Annotated in this window: 14 protein-coding genes; 7 read left to right on the forward strand and 7 right to left on the reverse strand. The window is 73.3% G+C overall.

What is annotated here, in order from left to right:
• Positions 1-54: 54 nt before the first annotated feature.
• Positions 55-672 (forward strand): TetR/AcrR family transcriptional regulator, encoded by a 618-nt coding sequence (locus IE258_RS14415; RefSeq protein WP_189743432.1) that lies wholly within the window; start codon positions 55-57, stop codon positions 670-672.
• Complete coding sequence (locus IE258_RS14420) at positions 669-2252, forward strand: glycerol-3-phosphate dehydrogenase/oxidase (protein WP_189743434.1); 1584 nt, start codon at positions 669-671, stop codon at positions 2250-2252. Before IE258_RS14415 ends, IE258_RS14420 begins: the two co-directional genes overlap by 4 nt.
• A 25-nt stretch (positions 2253-2277) precedes the next feature.
• On the opposite strand, the gene IE258_RS14425 is transcribed toward IE258_RS14420, so the two are convergent.
• On the reverse strand, positions 2278-2556 hold the full coding sequence (locus tag IE258_RS14425) for a hypothetical protein (RefSeq protein WP_229892109.1): 279 nt from the start codon (positions 2554-2556) through the stop codon (positions 2278-2280).
• Positions 2557-2732: 176 nt separating this feature from the next.
• Here IE258_RS14425 and IE258_RS14430 point away from each other — a divergent pair, with 176 nt between their 5' ends.
• The gene (locus IE258_RS14430; RefSeq protein WP_189743436.1) at positions 2733-3098 is read left to right on the forward strand and encodes an STAS domain-containing protein; all 366 of its coding nucleotides are present in this window, start codon (positions 2733-2735) and stop codon (positions 3096-3098) included.
• An 8-nt stretch (positions 3099-3106) separates the two neighbouring features.
• Here the strand turns inward: IE258_RS14430 and IE258_RS14435 are convergent, their stop codons facing one another.
• The gene (locus tag IE258_RS14435; RefSeq protein WP_189743438.1) at positions 3107-3532 is read right to left on the reverse strand and encodes an ATP-binding protein; all 426 of its coding nucleotides are present in this window, start codon (positions 3530-3532) and stop codon (positions 3107-3109) included.
• A 175-nt stretch (positions 3533-3707) separates the two neighbouring features.
• Positions 3708-5063: a glycoside hydrolase family 10 protein gene (locus IE258_RS14440; protein ID WP_189743440.1), complete on the reverse strand. Its 1356-nt coding sequence runs from the start codon at positions 5061-5063 to the stop codon at positions 3708-3710.
• Between the two features lie 274 nt (positions 5064-5337).
• Between IE258_RS14440 and IE258_RS14445 the strand changes: the two genes are divergently transcribed.
• Both IE258_RS14445 and csnA read left to right on the forward strand, forming a co-directional pair.
• A complete protein-coding gene (locus tag IE258_RS14445; protein ID WP_189743443.1) occupies positions 5338-8085 on the forward strand; it encodes a SpoIIE family protein phosphatase in 2748 nt (915 codons plus the stop codon).
• A gap of 133 nt (positions 8086-8218) precedes the next feature.
• Positions 8219-9061: a chitosanase CsnA gene (gene csnA, locus IE258_RS14450; protein ID WP_189743445.1), complete on the forward strand. Its 843-nt coding sequence runs from the start codon at positions 8219-8221 to the stop codon at positions 9059-9061.
• Positions 9062-9161: 100 nt separating this feature from the next.
• Here the strand turns inward: csnA and IE258_RS14455 are convergent, their stop codons facing one another.
• A complete protein-coding gene (locus IE258_RS14455; RefSeq protein WP_159323847.1) occupies positions 9162-9335 on the reverse strand; it encodes a CsbD family protein in 174 nt (57 codons plus the stop codon).
• Between the two features lie 153 nt (positions 9336-9488).
• Here IE258_RS14455 and IE258_RS14460 point away from each other — a divergent pair, with 153 nt between their 5' ends.
• Entirely contained in the window at positions 9489-9635 is a 147-nt protein-coding gene (locus IE258_RS14460; protein ID WP_104633223.1) for a hypothetical protein, read from the forward strand.
• A gap of 34 nt (positions 9636-9669) precedes the next feature.
• Here the strand turns inward: IE258_RS14460 and IE258_RS14465 are convergent, their stop codons facing one another.
• A complete protein-coding gene (locus IE258_RS14465; protein ID WP_189743447.1) occupies positions 9670-11139 on the reverse strand; it encodes an MFS transporter in 1470 nt (489 codons plus the stop codon).
• 242 nt (positions 11140-11381) lie between these two features.
• Here IE258_RS14465 and IE258_RS14470 point away from each other — a divergent pair, with 242 nt between their 5' ends.
• Entirely contained in the window at positions 11382-12746 is a 1365-nt protein-coding gene (locus tag IE258_RS14470) for an FAD-dependent oxidoreductase (RefSeq protein ID WP_189743449.1), read from the forward strand.
• Positions 12747-12845: 99 nt separating this feature from the next.
• On the opposite strand, the gene IE258_RS14475 is transcribed toward IE258_RS14470, so the two are convergent.
• A complete protein-coding gene (locus tag IE258_RS14475; protein WP_189743451.1) occupies positions 12846-13220 on the reverse strand; it encodes a roadblock/LC7 domain-containing protein in 375 nt (124 codons plus the stop codon).
• A gap of 43 nt (positions 13221-13263) precedes the next feature.
• A complete protein-coding gene (locus IE258_RS14480) occupies positions 13264-13788 on the reverse strand; it encodes a roadblock/LC7 domain-containing protein (protein ID WP_189743453.1) in 525 nt (174 codons plus the stop codon).
• Positions 13789-13790 lie beyond the last annotated feature (2 nt).

Raw genomic sequence — 13790 nt, forward strand, 5'->3', positions numbered from 1 at the left:
GTCGCTTCGAGGGATGCCGTACGCACCGCCCCACTGGGCGTTACACTGTTACACATGACGCCCAACCGTCACAACCACTCGAGCAGGCAGACCCCCTCGGACAACGACACGGTGCTGGACGCCGTGCGCGACTGCGTCATGGCCGTCGGGGTGCGGCGCACGACGATGACCGACGTCGCCCGCCGCGCCGGCGTCTCCCGGATGACGCTGTACCGGCGCTGGCCGGACGTGCGGTCCCTGGTCGGCGACCTGATGACCCGGGAGTGGATCGCGGTGGCCACCGGCGCGATCCCCGCACCGGCACCGGGCACCGTCACCCGGTCGCGCATCGTCGAGGGCCTGGTGGCGGGAGTGGAGGCGTTCCGCGCCCACCCCCTCTTCCGCAAGATCGTCGACGTCGATCCGGAGCTGCTCCTGCCCTACGTCCTCGACCGGCGCGGGGCCAGCCAGGAGGCCCTGCTGGGGCTGCTGGCCGAGGCGCTGGAAGAGGGCCACGCCGACGGGTCGGTGCGCCGGACCCACACCGGGCGGCAGGCACGGTCGGTGCTGCTGGTCGTGCAGTCCTTCGCCCTGTCGCTGCGGACCATGACCGACGAGGACGACGTCGAGCTGACCCCCGCGGCCCTCCTCGCGGAGCTGCGCACCATCCTGGAGAGGACCCTCGCCCCATGAGCACCGTCGACCGCCCCACTTCCGGGGCCTCCCTGTCCGCCGCACGGCGCTCGCGCGAGATGGCCGACACCGTCGGCGGCCCCGTGGTGGACGTCCTGGTCGTCGGTCTCGGCGCGACCGGTGCCGGTGCCGCGCTGGACGCCGCGGCCCGGGGCCTGAGCGTCGTCGGCGTGGACGCCCACGACCTGGCCTTCGGCACCTCCCGCTGGAGCTCCAAGCTGATCCACGGCGGGCTGCGCTACCTCGCCTCCGGCCAGCTGGACGTCGCCCACGAGAGCGCGGTGGAGCGCGGCGTGCTGATGGAACGCACCGCACCCCACCTGGTCCGCGCCCAGCCGTTCGTCCTGCCGCTCACCCCCCTGGTCTCCCGCGGCCAGGGCGCCCTGGCCTGGGCCGGGTTCCGGGCCGGGGACACCCTGCGGCTGGCGGCGCGCACCGCCCGGGCCACGCTGCCCGCGCCGCGCCGTCTGTCCGCGGTGGAGACCCGGCACCTCGCCCCGGCGCTGCGCTCCGACCGGCTGCGCGGCGGCCTGCTCTCCTGGGACGGCCGGCTCGCCGACGACGCCCGGCTGGTGACGGCGCTGGCCCGGACCGCGGCGGCCCGCGGTGCGCGGATCCTGACCCGGGTCAGGGCGTTGGAGCTGACCGGTTCCGGTGCCCGCGTACGTGACGAGACGACCGGCGAGGAGGGCGTGATACGGGCCCGCGCGGTGGTCAACGCCTCCGGGGTGTGGGCGGACGGCCTGGTGGACGGCATCCGGATCCGCCCCTCCCGCGGCACTCACCTCGTGCTGCGCTCCGAGCGCCTCGGCCCTCTCCCGGCCGGCCTGCACGTGCCGATCCCCGGCGAGACCAACCGCTTCGTCCTCGTGCTGCCCCAGGGCGACGGCCGCGTCTACGTCGGCCTCACCGACGAGCCGGTGGACGGGGACGTCCCGGACGTGCCGGAGGTCCCGGAGACCGACGTCGGCTTCCTGCTCGACGTGCTCGGCTCGGTACTGGAGGCGCCGGTGCACCGCGAGGACGTGGTGGGTGCCTTCGCGGGCCTGCGCCCCCTGCTCGACACCGCCCCGTCGGACCGCCCCGGCGCCGGCCGCCGCACGGCCGACGTCTCGCGCCGGCACGCCGTGCTCACCTCGTCCGAGGGCGTGATCACGGTGGTCGGGGGCAAGCTCACCACGTACCGGCGCATGGCCGAGGACGCCGTGGATGCCGCCGTCGCCGCCCGCGGGCTGGCCGCCGGCCCGTCGCCCACGGCCGCGCTGCCCCTGGTCGGCGCCGCCGCTCCGCACGCCCTGGCCGAGGTCCGGGCACCGCGCCGCCTGGTACGGCACTACGGCACCGAGGCCCCGGCGGTCCAGGCCCTCGGGGTCCGGGATCCGCGCCTCGCGGAACGGGTGCTGCCGGGCCACCCCGTCACCGGGGCCGAACTGGTGTGGGCGCTGCGCCACGAGGGCGCCCTCGACGAGGCCGACCTGCTCGACCGGCGCACCCGCATCGGCCTGGTCCCCGAGGACCGGGCGGCGGCCCTGGACGCCGTACGCGACCTCGTCGGCGAAGCCGCGGCGGACCGGGCATAGCCCCGCCCGGCGCCGCCGCTTCCGGTCAGGTGCTCCGGTCGTCCTCCTGGACGGCCTTGCGGAGCTTCGCCTCGATCTTGTGCCGGGACTGGCCTCCCTCCTTGACGTACTCGGCCATCGCGGTCCGCGCGTCCCGGTCCAGGTCGCGCCAGGCCCGTACGGCGGTCTCGTACGTGTCCGACTGCCGCGGGGTCCACTGATGCTGCGTGGGAGGCCCGTACGAGTCGCGCAGCTCCTCGACCCGGTGTTGTGCCAGGTCCGCCGCGCGGCGCTTCTGCACGAGTTCCTCGAATGTGTGTGCCACCACATCTCCGACCGTAGTCAGCGCAGCGCCGTCGCGCGCGTCGAGCCCCTCGTGGCCCGTCGGTGCCGACGTGTTCCGGTCCGTCCAAGTGGTCCACGCGGGCCGCGAAGAGCCTTAACATCAAGCCACCAGCGACGGCCGGGGCATATGCGGCGCACACGAGAGGTGAGGGCAGCGTGGCGGACATCGAGGGAGCGGCAGTACCGGAGCGGCTGCTGATCACCCGCACCACCACGGGCGACGGCGTCGGCCTCGTGATCCTCGCCGGGGAGGTCGATCTCGACGGCAGCAGTCAGCTGCGCGACGTGCTGCTGGCCTCGGTGGAGACGGCGCCGGGCACGGTGGTGGACTTCGGCGAGGTGGGCTTCCTCGACTCCAGCGGCATCAACGTCCTGATCTCCGCGCACCGGGCCGCCGAGTCCCGCGGCGTCTGGCTCCGGCTCGCCGCGCCGCGCGACGCCGTCGAACGCGTGCTGCGGCTGGTGGGCGTCGACGCGCTGATTCCCTGCTACCCGAGTGTGGAGCGGGCACTCACCGCCTGAGGGGCGGGTCAGGCCAGCGGCAGCCGCGCGTACACCGTCTTCCCGGCCGCGTGCGGCTTGGTGATGACCTCGCCGCACAGCCGGGTCACGATCTCCAGTCCGTGCCTGCCGACCCGCACGGGGTCGCGGGGCAGGAACGTGGGAAAGGCGTCCCCGGTGTCCGACACCGCGAACTCCACCCGGTCGTCCACCAGGGTCAGCTGCAGCCGGCAGGGGCCGGGCGCGTGCCGCAGCGCGTTCGTCACCAGCTCGGTCGCGACCAGCCGGGCGGCGTCGAGGAAGGCGTCCGTCGGATCCAGGCCGCGCTCCGCGAGTCGGGCGACGAAGCCCTGCACGACGTTCCTGGAGGCGGGGATCATCGCCGATCCGCCCCTGAACTCCACGACCGCGGACACGACGGAGGCGCCCGTGTCGGGTCCGTGCGCCGGAGTCATACCGAGCCTCACCGTCCGGTCCGGGGCCGAGTGGAGGGAGCGGGGGTCCCCGGTTCTCACGATACGCATCAGGACGCGTCCCACGATCCCTTTGCCCCAACTTCCGCCGGACGCACCGCTTTCCGAACGGGTCCGGGCCGACCGCGCCCGCGGGTGGCCGGCCCGGACGACCGGGTCAGGAGGCGGTGCAGGTGCCGACCGCGAGTGCGGCGTCGCTGCCGTTCTTCGCCACGGTGAACCCGAAGCTGGTCGACGCGCCGGCCGCCAGGGTGCCGTTCCAACTCGGCCGCACCGTCATGACGTTGCCGCTCAGGGTGGGCGTGCCGTTCCAGAAGGAGGAGACGGACTGCTGCGCGGGCAGGGTGATCGTCGCGGTCCATGAGCTGATCGGCTCGTCGCCCGCGGTGATGGTGACCTGGCCGTTGTAGCCGCTGTTCCAGTCCGCGGTCCTGGTGTACGTGGCCGTGCAGGTCAGGGCGCCGTCACCCGGGTCGCCGGGGTCGCCCGGGCCACCGGGGTCGCCCGAGCCGCCGAGGGCGGACAGGACGGCGTCGTAGGCCGGCTTCTCGTCGTAGTCGCCGTCGAACAGCAGCGGGGTGCCGCTGCTGCGCCACGAGTACTTGTCGGTGACGCCCCAGACCGTCATGCCGGTGCAGCGGCTCACCGCGAGGCACGCCTCGACGACCTTCGTGTAGTTGGCGGCCTGCGCGGAACCGGAGCCCTCGATGTCCAGCTCCGTGATCTGCACGTCCACGCCGAGGTCGGCGAAGCGCTGGAGGTTCTGCCGGTAGTCGGAGGGGACCGGGGAGTTGCTGTTGAAGTGGGACTGGAAGCCGACGCAGTCGATGGGCACGCCGCGGGACTTGAAGTCCTCGACCATGTCGTAGACGGCATTGCTCTTCGCGTTGACACCGTCGGTGTTGTAGTCGTTGTAGCAGAGCTTGGCGGCCGGATCGGCGGCGCGGGCGGTGCGGAACGCCTCCTCGATGAAGCCGTTGCCCAGCTTGTCCTGGAAGGGCGAGCTGCGCCGGGCGCCGCTCCCGCCGTCCTGGAACGCCTCGTTGACGACGTCCCAGCTGTGGATCTCCCCCTTGTAGTGGCCCATCAGGCCGTTGATGTGGTCGTTCATCGCGGTGCGCAGGTCGGAGGCGCCCAGCGAGCTCACCCAGGAGGGCAGTTGGGAGTGCCACACGAGGGTGTGGCCGCGCACGTCCATGCCCTGACTCTGCGCGTGGTCCACGATCCGGTCGGCGGAGCCGAAGGTGAAGGTGCCGCGGCTGGGCTCGGTGGCGTCCCACTTCATCTCGTTCTCGGGGGTCACCGAGCTGAACTCGCGGTCCAGCGTGGCGGCGTAGTCGGCCTCGCCGAGGTGGTTCGCCGCGACGGCGGTGCCGAAGTAGCGCCCCTGGCCGGCCGCCGCGGACCCCAGCGTGTCGGCGGCTTCGGCGGAGTGGGCGGCGGCCGTCAGCGCGGCCGCGGCCACGAGACCGGCGGTGGCCGCTCTCGTCAGACGTCTCACAGTCATGCTCATGTCATTCCGTCCTTGAATCGGTGTGCGGGCCGTTCCGAAGGGGAAGTCGCCGAACCTCGCCTGGGGGATCGAAAGTTTCGGTCGGATTTCCGAATGTCGCGGAGGAGATTACGGACTCCGGTCCGCCGGGTCAACGCCCCGTCACCATCCGTCACGCTCCACCCGGACGGACGCACCGCGGACGCACCGCAACGCCCCGGCCCGCCCGGCGGACCCCACGCGTCACGGGGAGTGGCCCTCGCCTCTGCGGGCGCGGCAGTGTAGACATGGGCACATGGTCCGACTGATGGGTCGATCGGGAGAACGGTCACCCCGTCGTCCCGGCGGCCCGCACGTCCGACACCGGCAGGACGCGGACCGGTCACGGCGGGGAGGGGACGCGGGGCGGCCTGCCTCGGCACTGCGCTCGGCGCTGTCCGGACGCAGTGTGGCCGGCCAGGTCTTCGTGATGAACGTGGTCATCGTGCTGCTGCTGGTGGTGGCCGCGGCGGTCGCGCTGGTGCTCCAGGTGCGCCACGACAGCACGGTGGAGGCCCGCAACCGGTCCGTCTCCGTGGCCGAGACCTTCGCCAACTCCCCCGGCATCCTCCAGGCGCTGCGCGGTCCCGACCCCACGGCGGTCCTCCAGCCCCGCGCCGAGGCGGTGCGCAAGGCCACGGACGTGGACTTCGTGGTGGTCACCAACGCCGAGGGGGTCCGCTACACCCATCCCAAGCCGGACCGCATCGGCAAGAAGTTCGTCGGCAACATCGCCCCCGCGCTTGCCGGGAGGACGGTGACCGAGGAGATCGAGGGGACGATCGGCCCGCTGGTGCAGGCCATCGTGCCCGTCGAGGACCCCGACGGCACGGTCGTGGGTCTGGTCTCGGCGGGCATCACGACGGAGAACGTCGGCGGGGTCGCCGACCGCCAGCTGCCCCTGGTGCTGAGCGCGGCGGCCGTCGGACTGGCCCTGGCGACGGCGGGCACGGCCCTGGTGAGCCGTCGGCTGCTGCGGCAGACGCACGGCCTGGGACCGCACGAGATGACCCGGATGTACGAACACCACGACGCCGTCCTGCACAGCGTGCGCGAAGGCGTGCTCATCGTCGGCGGCGAGGGCAGGCTGCTGCTCGCCAACGACGAGGCCCGCCGACTGCTCGCCCTGCCCCCCGATGCCGAGGGGCGGCACGTCGGCGCGCTCGGTCTGCCGTCCGACCTGGCCGAGCTGCTGGCCTCGGGTCAGGCGGCCACCGACGAGGTGCACCTGGTCAAGGACCGGCTGCTGGCCATCAACCAGCGCCCCACGGACGTGCGGGGCGGCCCGGCCGGCAGTGTCGCGACGCTGCGCGACTCCACCGAGCTGCGCGCCCTGTCCGGCCGGGCCGAGACCGCCCGGGAACGCCTGGACATCCTCTACGCGGCCGGCGTGGGCATCGGGACCAGCCTGGACGTCACCCGCACGGCGGAGGAGCTGGGCGAGCTGGCCGTGCCCCGGTTCGCGGACTACGTCACCGTCGACCTCTTCGACACCGTGCTGGCCGGCGGCCAGCCGGGCGGCGTGACGCCGCTGCGCCGCACCGCGCTCAGCGGCATCACCGCTCAGGTCCCGCTCTATCCGGTGGGCCGGCAGATCCGCTACGTCGAAACCTCCCCGCAGGGCCGCACGCTGCACAGCGGCCGGGCCGTCCTGGAGCCCCGGCTCGGTCAGGCCCCGGGCTGGCAGGCGCAGGACCACGCGCGCTCCGCACAGGTGGTGGAGTACGGCATCCACTCGCTGATCACCGTCCCGCTGCGCGCGGGGACCCTGGTGCTCGGCGTGGTGAGCTTCTGGCGGTCGGTCAAGCCCGAGCCCTTCGACGAGGACGAGCTGGCGCTCGGCGAGGAACTGGTCGCGCGGGCCGCGGTCTCCATCGACAACGCCCGCCGCTACACCCGCGAGCACAGCATGGCGGTGACCCTCCAGCGCAGTCTGCTGCCGCGCAGGCTGCCCGAGCAGAACGCGCTGGACGTCGCCTACCGCTACCTGCCCGCGCAGGCCGGGGTGGGCGGGGACTGGTTCGACGTGCTGCCGCTGCCCGGGGCCCGGGTCGCGCTCGTGGTCGGCGACGTCGTCGGGCACGGGCTGCACGCCGCCGCCACCATGGGCCGGCTGCGCACGGCGGTGCACAACTTCACCGCCCTCGACCTGCCGCCCGACGAACTGCTCGGGCTGCTGGACGAGCTGGTCGGACGGATCGACCAGGACGAGGCGGCCGACGACAGCACCGCTCCGGTGACCGGCGCGACCTGCCTCTACGCGATCTACGACCCGGTCGCCGGCTCCTGCGTGATCGCCCGTGCGGGCCATCCGCCGCCGGCCCTGATCCGGCCCGACGGCACCGTGGAGTTCCCGGAGGTGCCCGCGGGGCCCCCGCTGGGCCTGGGCGGCCTCCCGTTCGAGACGACGGAACTGCGGCTGGCGGAGGGCAGCCGGCTGGTGCTTTACACCGACGGGCTGGTCGAGGACCGCGCGCACGACATCGACGTCGGTCTGGAAGAGCTGCGCCGGGCCCTGGAGACGGCCGGCGAGACGCCCGAGGAGACCTGCCGGACCGTACTGGACGCCCGGCTCCCGGACCGGCCCGGCGACGACATCGCCCTGCTGGTCGCCCGCACCCGGGTGCTGGGCCCGGACCAGGTGGCCGAGTGGGACGTCCCGAACGACCCGGCGGCGGTCGCCGACGTCCGCTCCCAGGTCACCCGGCGGCTGGACGAGTGGGGCCTGGACGAGCTGGCGTTCACCACGGAGCTGATCCTGAGCGAGCTGGTCACCAACGCGATCCGGTACGGCGGCGAGACCGTCCACGTCCGGATGGTGCGTGACCGCAGTCTGATCTGCGAGGTGTTCGACAGCAGCAGCACCTCTCCGCACCTGCGCTACGCGGCCATGACGGACGAGGGCGGCCGCGGGCTCTTCCTGGTCGCCCAGCTCGCGGAGCGCTGGGGCACCCGCTACACGCCGGCGGGCAAGGTCATCTGGGCGGAGCAGCCGGTGCCCTGACGGGCGGGGGCGGTGGTCGCCCCCCGTTCCGTACCAATCTCGTGCGCGACGGGTGCCCAGCACGCGCGGCATCTGGTAGGAAACTTTCCTATCAGTGCCCGGCACTCCCATCCCCCACCCCCCTGGAGATCCCGTGAGGCACCCCTTCCCCCACCCGGCGCGCCCCGCAGGCCCCTCGCGCCGTACCGTGCTCGCCATGGCATGCGCGTCCCTGGCGACAGTCCCCCTGCTCACCCCCTCGCGCGCCGCGGCGGCGTCCGCGCGCGCGACGGGACTCGACGACCCGGCGAAGAAGGAGATCGCCATGCAGCTCGTGTCGAGCGCGGAGAACTCCTCGCTCGACTGGAAGGCGCAGTACCGGTACATCGAGGACATCGGTGACGGCCGCGGCTACACCGCCGGCATCATCGGCTTCTGCTCCGGCACCGGCGACATGCTCGACCTGGTGGAGCTGTACGCCGAGCGCAGTCCCGGAAACGTCCTCGCGCCCTATCTGCCCGCGCTGCGCCGGGTCGACGGCTCCGACTCGCACGAGGGCCTCGACCCCGGCTTCCCGGACGACTGGCGCGGGGCCGCCGACGCGGACCCGGAGTTCCGCCGGGCGCAGGACGACGAGCGCGACCGCGTGTACTTCGACCCGGCCGTACGGCGCGGCAAGGAGGACGGGCTGCGGACGCTGGGGCAGTTCGCGTACTACGACGCGATGGTGATGCACGGCGACGGCGGCGACCTCGGCTTCGGCAGCATCCGCGAGCGCGCCCTCGGCCGGGCCCGCCCGCCGGCCCGGGGCGGCGACGAGGTCGCCTACCTGCACGCCTTCCTGGACGAGCGGGTGTGGGCCATGAAGCAGGAGGAGGCGCACAGCGACACCAGCCGGGTCGACACGGCGCAGCGCGTCTTCCTGAACGCGGGCAACCTAGACCTCGAGCCGCCGCTGGACTGGCACGTGTACGGGGACGCCTACCACATCGGCTGACCGCGGGACCGGGCCTTCGCCCTCTACGGGACACACGGGCCGCGGAACCGGCCGTACGCCGGGTTCCGCGGCCCGTGTGCCGCCGGTTGCGTGTTCCGTGTCAGTGCCGGAACGCGTCCTTGCCCTTCTCCTTGGCCTGCCGGGCGTCGCCCTTGGACCGCTCGGCGCGGCCCTCGGCCGTCATCCTCTCGTTGCCGACGGCCCGGCCTGCCGCTTCCTTGGCCTTCCCCTTGGCCTGCTCCGTCTTGGCCCTGGACTTCTCGTTGCCGGCCACAGTGGTTCACCTCTCGGCGTTCGGTTGCGATGTCCTGCCCGGCGGGTCCCCCGTGCGGCGGGCCCAAACGCGCGGACCGCGGACAGGGGTGCCGGGCCCGACGCCGGGTACGAGCACGGCAAGGCAGGTCCGTCGTCGACTCGGAGGAACGTCATGGCCGGAGTACTGGACCGGATCAAGCGGTTCGCGCGCAGCCCGCAGGGGCGCCGGGCGACCGAGCAGGTGCGCAGGGCCGCCTCGGACCCGCGCCGCCGCGCACAGGCCCAGGAGATGCTGCGCAGGTTCGGCAAGCGCCGTTGAGCGCTTCCGCCCCCGGGAGCCTGCGGCGGGGCGGTCAGTTCTGACCGGCGTGGGTGTGGCTGTGGGACGTCTCCGGCGGGCAGCCGCGGCCGTTGCCGGGGCGGTCCCGGTGCCAGTCGCGGACCGCGACGGTCAGCGCGCACAGCATGGCGGCGACGCCGGTGCCCACCGACAGCCCGACGGCCTCGTGGTAGTCGTCGTGGGTGGAGTTCAGCGTCAGGTAGAAGAGCCCCGGCAGGGCGGCGGTGCCCACGGCGCCGCCCAGCCGCTGGCCCGTCTGCAGGGCGCCCCCGGCGGCGCCCGCCATCCGCACCGGCACGTCGCGGAGCGTCATGGTGATGTTCGGGGAGATCACACAGCCGCTGCCGAGCCCGCCGAGCAGCAGCGCCGGGGCGGCGAGCCAGACGGCCGAGCCGGAGGGCGCGAGCCAGAGCAGCAGCGCGGTGGTGCCCAGCCCCACCATGACGGCGACCAGTCCCCACACGGTCAGCAGCCGCCCCAGCCGTTCCACCAGCCGGCCCGCCACGGCGGCGGCGACGGCCGAGCCCACGGCGAACGGCGTCACCGCCAGGCCGGACATGAGCGGTGAGTAGCCCAGGCCGTTCTGGAAGAAGAGCGCGAAGACGAGCCACACCCCGCTGAACCCCACGAAGTACAGGGCGGCCAGGCCGGCGCCGGTGGCGTAGCCGCGGGTCTGGGTGAGCAGCCCCGGCTCCAGGAGCGGCTGACCGCCCCGCCGGGCGACCCGGCGCTCCCAGCGCGCGAAGGCGACGAGGACCAGTGCCCCCGCCGGGAACAGCCACCACACCTTGGTCAGGCCGCCGCCCTCGGCGAGGACCAGTGGCAGCATCAGCGCCAGGATGCCCGCGCCGAGGAGCGCCACGCCGACGGGGTCGAGCCGTCCCCGGCCGCCGGGCGCCACCCGGGGCAGCAGGCGGAAGCCGAGGAGCAGGGCGAGCACGCCGACCGGCACGTTCACGTAGAAGATCCACCGCCAGCCCTCGGGTCCGGCCAGGGCCAGGATCAGGCCGCCGACGACCGGTCCCACGGCGCTCGACACCCCGACGGTGGCGCCGAACAGCCCGAAGGCGCGCCCGCGTTCGGCGCCGTGGAACAGCTGCTGGATCAGTGCCGAGTTCTGCGGCGCGATGCTGCCCGCGGCGACTCCCTGGGCGAGCCGGGCGGCCACCAGCAGTTCGATGCCGGGCGCGGCCCCCGCCGCGGCGCTGCACAGCACGAAGGCGGCCAGGGCGGCGAGGAAGACGCGGCGCCTGCCGAACGCGTCGCCGATCCGGCCCGCGGTGACCAGGGTCAGGGCGAACGCGAGCGCGTAGCCGGAGACGACCCACTGCACGGACGCCGGCGAGGTGTGCAGTCCCTGCTGCATGGAGGGCAGGGCCACGGCGACGATCGTCACGTCGAGCAGGGTCATGAATCCGGCGACCAGGGTCACCCACAGGGCCCGCCACCGGTTGGGGTCCAGGCTGTCGTCCGGAGGCTGCACACGGGCTCCCCTCGTGAGGCGGCAAGGGACGCGCCACCGGTCCCTCCGCCTGCGTCACCCGTGACCGGGGCTTCAAACCCGCGCCGCCCGTCCGTACCGTGGACCGGCCCCCAAACCTGAACCATGAGATCCCATAAGGCGCCCTTATGACCTCATAGACCGGACCCGCGTACCGACTTAGGCTTGCCTTAGCTTAGGCTTCCCGGAGAGTCGATCTGTCACCGCTCGAAGGGAACCTGAACATGCCCCGCCCTCTGCGGGTAGCCATCGTCGGATCCGGCCCGGCCGGAATCTACGCGGCCGACGCCCTGCTCAAGTCCGAAGTGGCCGCCGACCCCGGTGTTTCCATCGACATCTTCGAGCGCATGCCCGCCCCGTTCGGACTCATCCGCTACGGCGTCGCGCCCGACCACCCGCGGATCAAGGGCATCATCACGGCCCTCCACCAGGTGCTCGACAAGCCGCAGATCCGCCTCTTCGGCAACGTGAACTACCCCACCGACGTCAGCCTGGACGATCTGCGCGCCTTCTACGACGGTGTGATCTTCGCCACCGGCGCCACGGCGGACCGGGCCCTGTCCCTCCCCGGCATCGACCTCGACGGCTCGTACGGCGCGGCCGACTTCGTCGCCTGGTACGACGGCCATCCCGACTTCCCGCGCACCTGGCCGCTGGAGGCGGAGAAGGTCGCCGTCCTCGGAGTCGGCAACGTCGCCCTGGACATCGCCCGCGTCCTCGCCAAGACCGCGGACGAGCTGCTGCCGACCGAGATCCCGCCGAACGTGTACGAGGGACTGAAGGCCAACAAGGCGCTGGAGGTCCACGTCTTCGGACGTCGCGGCCCGGCGCAGGCGAAGTTCAGCCCGATGGAGCTGCGGGAGCTGGACCACTCCCCCAACATCGAGGTCATCGTCGACCCCGAGGACATCGACTACGACGAGGGCTCGATCGCGACCCGGCGCGGCAACAAGCAGGCCGACATGGTCGCCAAGACGCTGGAGAACTGGGCGATCCGGGACGTCGGCGACCGGCCGCACAAGCTGTTCCTGCACTTCTTCGAGTCGCCCGCGGAGATCCTCGGCGAGGACGGCAAGGTGACCGGCCTGCGCACCGAGCGCACGGAGCTGGACGGCACGGGCAACGTCAAGGGCACCGGCGAGTTCAAGGACTGGGACGTCCAGGCGGTCTACCGGGCCGTCGGCTACCTCTCGGACCAGCTGCCCAAGCTGCCCTGGGACCTCGAGACGGGCACGGTCCCGGACGTGGGCGGCCGGGTCGTCCAGGAGTCCGGCGAGCACCTGCAGTCGACGTACGTCACCGGCTGGATCCGGCGCGGCCCGATCGGTCTGATCGGACACACCAAGGGCGACGCCAACGAGACGGTGTCGAACCTGCTGGACGACTACGCGAACGGCCGTCTGCAGACGCCCTCCTCGCCCGCTCCCGAGGCCGTGGACGCGTTCCTGGCCGAGCGGAACGTCCGCTTCACCACCTGGGACGGCTGGTACAGGCTCGACGCCGCGGAGAAGGCGCAGGGCGAGCCGCAGGGTCGTGAGCGCGTGAAGTACGTCGAGCGTGAGGACATGCTCCGCGAGAGCGGCGCCTGAGCCGGGACGTCGGGCGCCGGTGGCCTCCTGGCGGGGCACCGGCGCCCGACGTGTGCGCGGGGTCCGTGAGCTGCACGCGGGGCGAACGGGTCGCCGGGCTCAGACCTCCAGATCGGCCTCGATACGGCGCAGCAGGTGGCGGGCCATGGCCAGGTTGGCGCGGCTCGAGTCCAGCACCAGGTAGAGGAACAGCCCGTTGCCGCCGCGGCCCTTGAGCAGGCGGATCAGGTGGTACTGGGTGTTCAGGGTGATCAGGATGTCCTCGATCTCGTCCTTCAGACCGAGGTGCTCCATCGTGCGCAGTTTGGACCGCACCACGTCGGTGTTGCCCGCGGCGGCGACCTCCAGGTTGAAGTCCTTGCCGCCGCCCAGGGTGCCGAGCGCCATTCCGCTGGTGTAGTCGACCAGGGCGACGGCGGTCGCTCCGTCGATGGAGCCGAGGCACTCCTTGAGTGAGGTCTCCAGGTTGGCCATGGTGGTTTCCTTTCCGGACGTGATCGGTGTGGCTGGTGGTGGATCAGGTGGGCCGGTGGTGGCCGCCGGCCTGAGGAGTGGGCTGGTGTGCGGGCCGCTGCGGAGTGCGCACCGGCAGGGTGCCGATGGGGCGGTCCGGCTGGGCGGGGAGCGTCGCACCGTGCTCGGCGGCCGGGGCCCGGCCGCGCTCCGGCCCGAGGCCGGCGGCGACCAGCTCCCCGATCCGCGCACCGCTGCGCCGCCCCTCCAGGTGCAGCCGGCCCACGTTGACCCGGCCGTCGGCGAGCAGGGTGAGCACGGCGGCCGGACCGGCGGCGTACGTGGCGACGTAGCCGTCGGCCCCGCGCAGGAGCAGCTCGCGGAAGCCGCCGCGCGCGGTGGCCTCGGCCATGCGGTGCGCGACGCCGAGGGCGGCCGCGGTGAGCGCGGCGAGGCCCTCGGGCTCGGTGCCCGGCGCGTCGTGGGCGAGGACGAGTCCGTCCACGGTGGCCGCGAGCGAGCCGGTCAGCTGGGGCACGCGGTTGCGCAGTCGGTGCAGTTCGTCCAGGACGTCGCTCTCGACGGCCATGA

Source organism: Streptomyces tendae, assembly GCF_014650435.1.
GTDB lineage: Bacteria > Actinomycetota > Actinomycetes > Streptomycetales > Streptomycetaceae > Streptomyces > Streptomyces tendae.

Excerpts from the sequence above, each read along its gene's own strand:
- IE258_RS14475 (WP_189743451.1), bottom strand. The coding sequence starts at position 13,220 with ATGGCCAACCTGGAGACCTCACTCAAGGAGTGCCTCGGCTCCATCGAC.
- IE258_RS14480 (WP_189743453.1), bottom strand. The coding sequence starts at position 13,788 with ATGGCCGTCGAGAGCGACGTCCTGGACGAACTGCACCGACTGCGCAAC.
- IE258_RS14435 (WP_189743438.1), bottom strand. The coding sequence starts at position 3,532 with ATGACTCCGGCGCACGGACCCGACACGGGCGCCTCCGTCGTGTCCGCG.
- IE258_RS14440 (WP_189743440.1), bottom strand. The coding sequence starts at position 5,063 with ATGAGCATGACTGTGAGACGTCTGACGAGAGCGGCCACCGCCGGTCTC.
- IE258_RS14460 (WP_104633223.1), top strand. The coding sequence starts at position 9,489 with ATGGCCGGAGTACTGGACCGGATCAAGCGGTTCGCGCGCAGCCCGCAG.
- IE258_RS14415 (WP_189743432.1), top strand. The coding sequence starts at position 55 with ATGACGCCCAACCGTCACAACCACTCGAGCAGGCAGACCCCCTCGGAC.
- IE258_RS14420 (WP_189743434.1), top strand. The coding sequence starts at position 669 with ATGAGCACCGTCGACCGCCCCACTTCCGGGGCCTCCCTGTCCGCCGCA.
- IE258_RS14445 (WP_189743443.1), top strand. The coding sequence starts at position 5,338 with ATGGTCCGACTGATGGGTCGATCGGGAGAACGGTCACCCCGTCGTCCC.
- IE258_RS14470 (WP_189743449.1), top strand. The coding sequence starts at position 11,382 with ATGCCCCGCCCTCTGCGGGTAGCCATCGTCGGATCCGGCCCGGCCGGA.